A 3,392-nucleotide genomic window follows, 5' to 3' on the forward strand; every position below is an offset into this window, starting at 1 on the left:
TGTCGAGCGCTACAACCGGACGGTTCGGCATGAATGGCTGGACCAATACATCATCGAAAGCATCGAGGAGGCACAGGATCAAGCCACGAAATGGCTATGGACTTACAACAACGACCGTCCCAACATGGGCATCGGCGGCATCACACCCGCCATGAAATTGAAAATGGCCGCGTAAATTCTACGGATGCACCCTGTTAAAAATGGGGAGATTACCACTCGATTTTCATGCAAAAACCGAGGCGTTTGTTCGCGATCAGTTCCCGGAAGCATATCAGCATCTGCTCGAAAACTCGAAACCTATTCGAGCAGAAGATAAAATGCCATACAGGCGCGAAAACTGGTGGCGGTTTGGGCAGCCATCAACGGAAATGCGCGCCGCACTAAAAGGCTTGCCCTTCTTTTTCGGTACAACCGAGACAGCGGCCCACCGGATCTTCAGTTCATTGGATGGATCTGCCGCTCCAGATCAGAAGATTCGCGTGATCGCATGTTCCGACTGGGCAATTTTTGCCATCTTGTGCTCACGCTTGCACGTCGAATTCTCTTTCAGAACAGGTGGTTGGCAAGGGAAGGGCAACGACCCAGTGTATCAACACACAAACACCTTCAACCAATTCCCGTTTCCTGATTTCACAGAAGTCGATTCGAGCTTGGTTGATGAACTCCGAGCCAAGGGAAGAGACCTTGACCGATTTCGTAAAGCGCAAATTGGCGCAAACCCAGGGTTGACGCTGACAGACATGTACAATGCGCTTGAAGCGTTCCGTCTTGCCGAACATTATGAAAAAGCGCGGAGTTTTCAGATAAGGATCGAGAGGTCTACCAGCGCGCGAACATCGCCATACTCAAGCAATACCACGACACGCTCGACAAGCTGGCTTTTGAGGCATACGGCTGGGCCGACATATCTAGCGCTTTGATTGGTAAGCAAGGTGCAACGAAACCGCATCAACCTAAGGCGAAAGAGCAACAAGACGCGGAAGACGAGGTGATGTATCGCCTCGTCGCCCTGAACAAGGAACGCGCCGAAGAAGAGGCGCGCGGCCACATCCGCTGGCTCCGCCCCGATTACCAGAACCCCGAAGGCCGCCAGACCACCAAAGGCACGCAGGCCGAATTGGACGTCGGCCCAACCGCCAAGATCGAAAAAGCCCCCTGGCCAAAAACCCTTCCCGACCAGATCGCCGCCGTCCGCGAAGCCCTGGCCGAGATGGGCGAAGCCACCCCGGAACAGATCGCCCGCCGCTTCCTGCGAGCGAGAACGACCAGCGTGCAGCCGCTGCTGGACAGCCTCGCGGCGTTGGGACAGGCCGAGAAGGTCGAAGAGGGACGTTATGCGGCGTGAGGTGAAGAATGCTTGATTTGGCTGATCGCCCCGTATGGCTCACCTCTTTCTGGGGGTTCAGCCCGGACACTTGGGGATGTGTCGGTTTCTCGGACAATTGGCGGCGCGAAAAGTTCCTGCCCGACGCGCGAAAGGGTGCTCTTGTCGTCATCTATGTTACCAAGGGCAAAGGTCCGGACAACCAGCGAGGCAAGGTCGTCGGGATTTTGGAGACCACTGGCGAGACGGGGCACATAAAGCAGTTTCTGTCGGGCGACGCTTGGGAAGAAAAGGAAGCTGACCCCAAGAGCCGTGGCAAATGGCAATATGCCGTACGCGTTTCACGCGCCTGGATCATCGACGAGTCCGAATGGCAGAATGTCGATGACATCTTTGCCGAAACCTACGGGCGCAGCTCTGCCGAGGCGATCGGGGCGAACGGTGTCCGACTATCAGATGAAGAAGCGGCCCGCCTTGCAAATCTGACCGTCCACGAGGTGCCAGTCTATGGCCAGACCGGCAAGTTGGACAGCGTGGTGCGACCCTTCTCGGATGCGCTGAAGCCAAGCCGCGCCGTGATCCCGGCGAAGGAGCCGTACTTCGTTGGTGAGGTTGATGGGCCGAAGCATCTTTACATCCTCCGCCTGGTCGGCGGGGTCGCCAACTGGCTTGGCGAGCCGGTGGACGATGAAGATGAGCGCATGATCATCAAGGTTGGATTTTCGAAAAGCCCCTACATGCGGAGGGACCAGATCCAGTCTGCCTACCCTGCCGGGCGCTTCAAATGGGAAATCATGTTTCCTGAGCCTGTGCCGGATACCGCGCCGTATCTTGACGCCGCCACCGCCATCAAGGGTGAAGACGCAATGAAGGCGCGTCTTTTCAAGGGCGGTGCAAGGGTTTTGGGCGGCGAGTTCTACCTCGCGGAGGAATGGCTTGTCCGTAAGTGCTGGACTGCCGGAAAAATGGCCGCCGAGGGCGCTGAAAAAGCTGGTTGATTGGGTTATTGATGAAAAGACGATTTGAAATAGATGCCGAGACGCTCCCCGACCTTCCAGGCATGATGCTGGTCACTGTCGAAGCGCTGAAGGAACTGGGTGGTTCCGCAACGATCCAAGAGCTTGATGAAAAGGTGATCGAGCTGGAAGGCGTGACGGAGGCCGAGCAGGCCTACACCATGCCGCGCGACGAAAATCGCACGCGGGTGAATTACTATCTGGCATGGGCAAGGACTTATCTAAAACGCGGCGATGCGCTGAACAATTCCAAGCGCGGGGTTTGGGCTTTGACCGAGACAGGTTCTGCGATCTCAGATTTGAGCGGGACCCGAGTAATCTACGATCAGGTGACGCAGGAAGAGCGTGAGCGCGCGCGTCTAAAGCGACTGGCCGCCAAGAAAGCCGACGCTGAAAGGGGCGAAGTGATTGAGGTCATGGCCGAAGACGGCCCTGCCGACGAAGAGGACTGGAAATCGGCATTGCTGGCCGTGCTGGCCAAGATGACCCCAGACGGTTTCGAACGGCTGGCGCAGCGTCTCCTGCGCGAGGCCGGTTTCACTAAGGTCGAGGTGCGCGGCAAGTCCGGCGACGGCGGGATCGACGGTGTCGGTGTGCTGCGCGTGAACCTCGTGTCATTCCAAGTTTACTTTCAATGCAAGCGCTGGAAGGGGAGTGTCGGAGCAAAGGAAATCCGAGACTTCCGCGGTGCGCTACAAGGCCGTGCCGACAAGGGGCTTTTCATAACGACAGGGCATTTCACCAGCCAGGCATCGGATGAGGCCACCCGAGATGGCGCGATAGCAATTGACCTGATCGACGGTGACCGGCTCTGCGAGTTGTTGAAGGAAAACAGGCTGGGGGTCACGACTGAGATGATCGAGCGGGTTCAGATTGAGGCTAACTGGTTCGAGGGAATATGAGTGGAGTGGTTGCAGTTTCGGCCCTAGGGTCAGGATGCATTGATTTCCCGAGCGCTGCGTGATTCACGGCTCCGAAAACGGAGCGGTGACATGAGCAATCTTTTCTGGCTGACCGACGCACAGATGGCGCGTCTGAAGCCCTACTTTCCA

Annotated in this window: 5 protein-coding genes; all 5 read left to right on the plus strand. The window is 57.0% G+C overall.

Annotation, left to right across the window (positions count from 1 at the left end; all coding sequences use genetic code 11):
* On the plus strand, positions 1-175 hold a 175-nt coding region (locus M3N55_RS16545), incomplete at its 5' end, for a transposase (protein WP_249060960.1).
* A 25-nt stretch (positions 176-200) separates the two neighbouring features.
* On the plus strand, positions 201-920 hold the full coding sequence (locus M3N55_RS16550; protein WP_249060962.1) for a hypothetical protein: 720 nt from the start codon (positions 201-203) through the stop codon (positions 918-920).
* A gap of 71 nt (positions 921-991) precedes the next feature.
* On the plus strand, positions 992-1,345 hold the full coding sequence (locus M3N55_RS16555) for a hypothetical protein (RefSeq protein WP_249060963.1): 354 nt from the start codon (positions 992-994) through the stop codon (positions 1,343-1,345).
* 8 nt (positions 1,346-1,353) lie between these two features.
* Positions 1,354-2,322, plus strand: a complete 969-nt coding sequence (locus M3N55_RS16560) for a hypothetical protein (protein WP_249060964.1) — start codon at positions 1,354-1,356, stop codon at positions 2,320-2,322.
* A gap of 11 nt (positions 2,323-2,333) precedes the next feature.
* Positions 2,334-3,242 carry a restriction endonuclease gene (locus M3N55_RS16565; RefSeq protein WP_249060965.1) on the plus strand — a complete coding sequence of 303 codons (909 nt, stop codon included), beginning with the start codon at positions 2,334-2,336 and terminating at the stop codon, positions 3,240-3,242.
* The last annotated feature ends 150 nt before the right edge of the window (positions 3,243-3,392 follow it).

It is taken from the genome of Roseinatronobacter domitianus, assembly GCF_023336755.1.
Lineage (GTDB): Bacteria > Pseudomonadota > Alphaproteobacteria > Rhodobacterales > Rhodobacteraceae > Roseinatronobacter > Roseinatronobacter domitianus.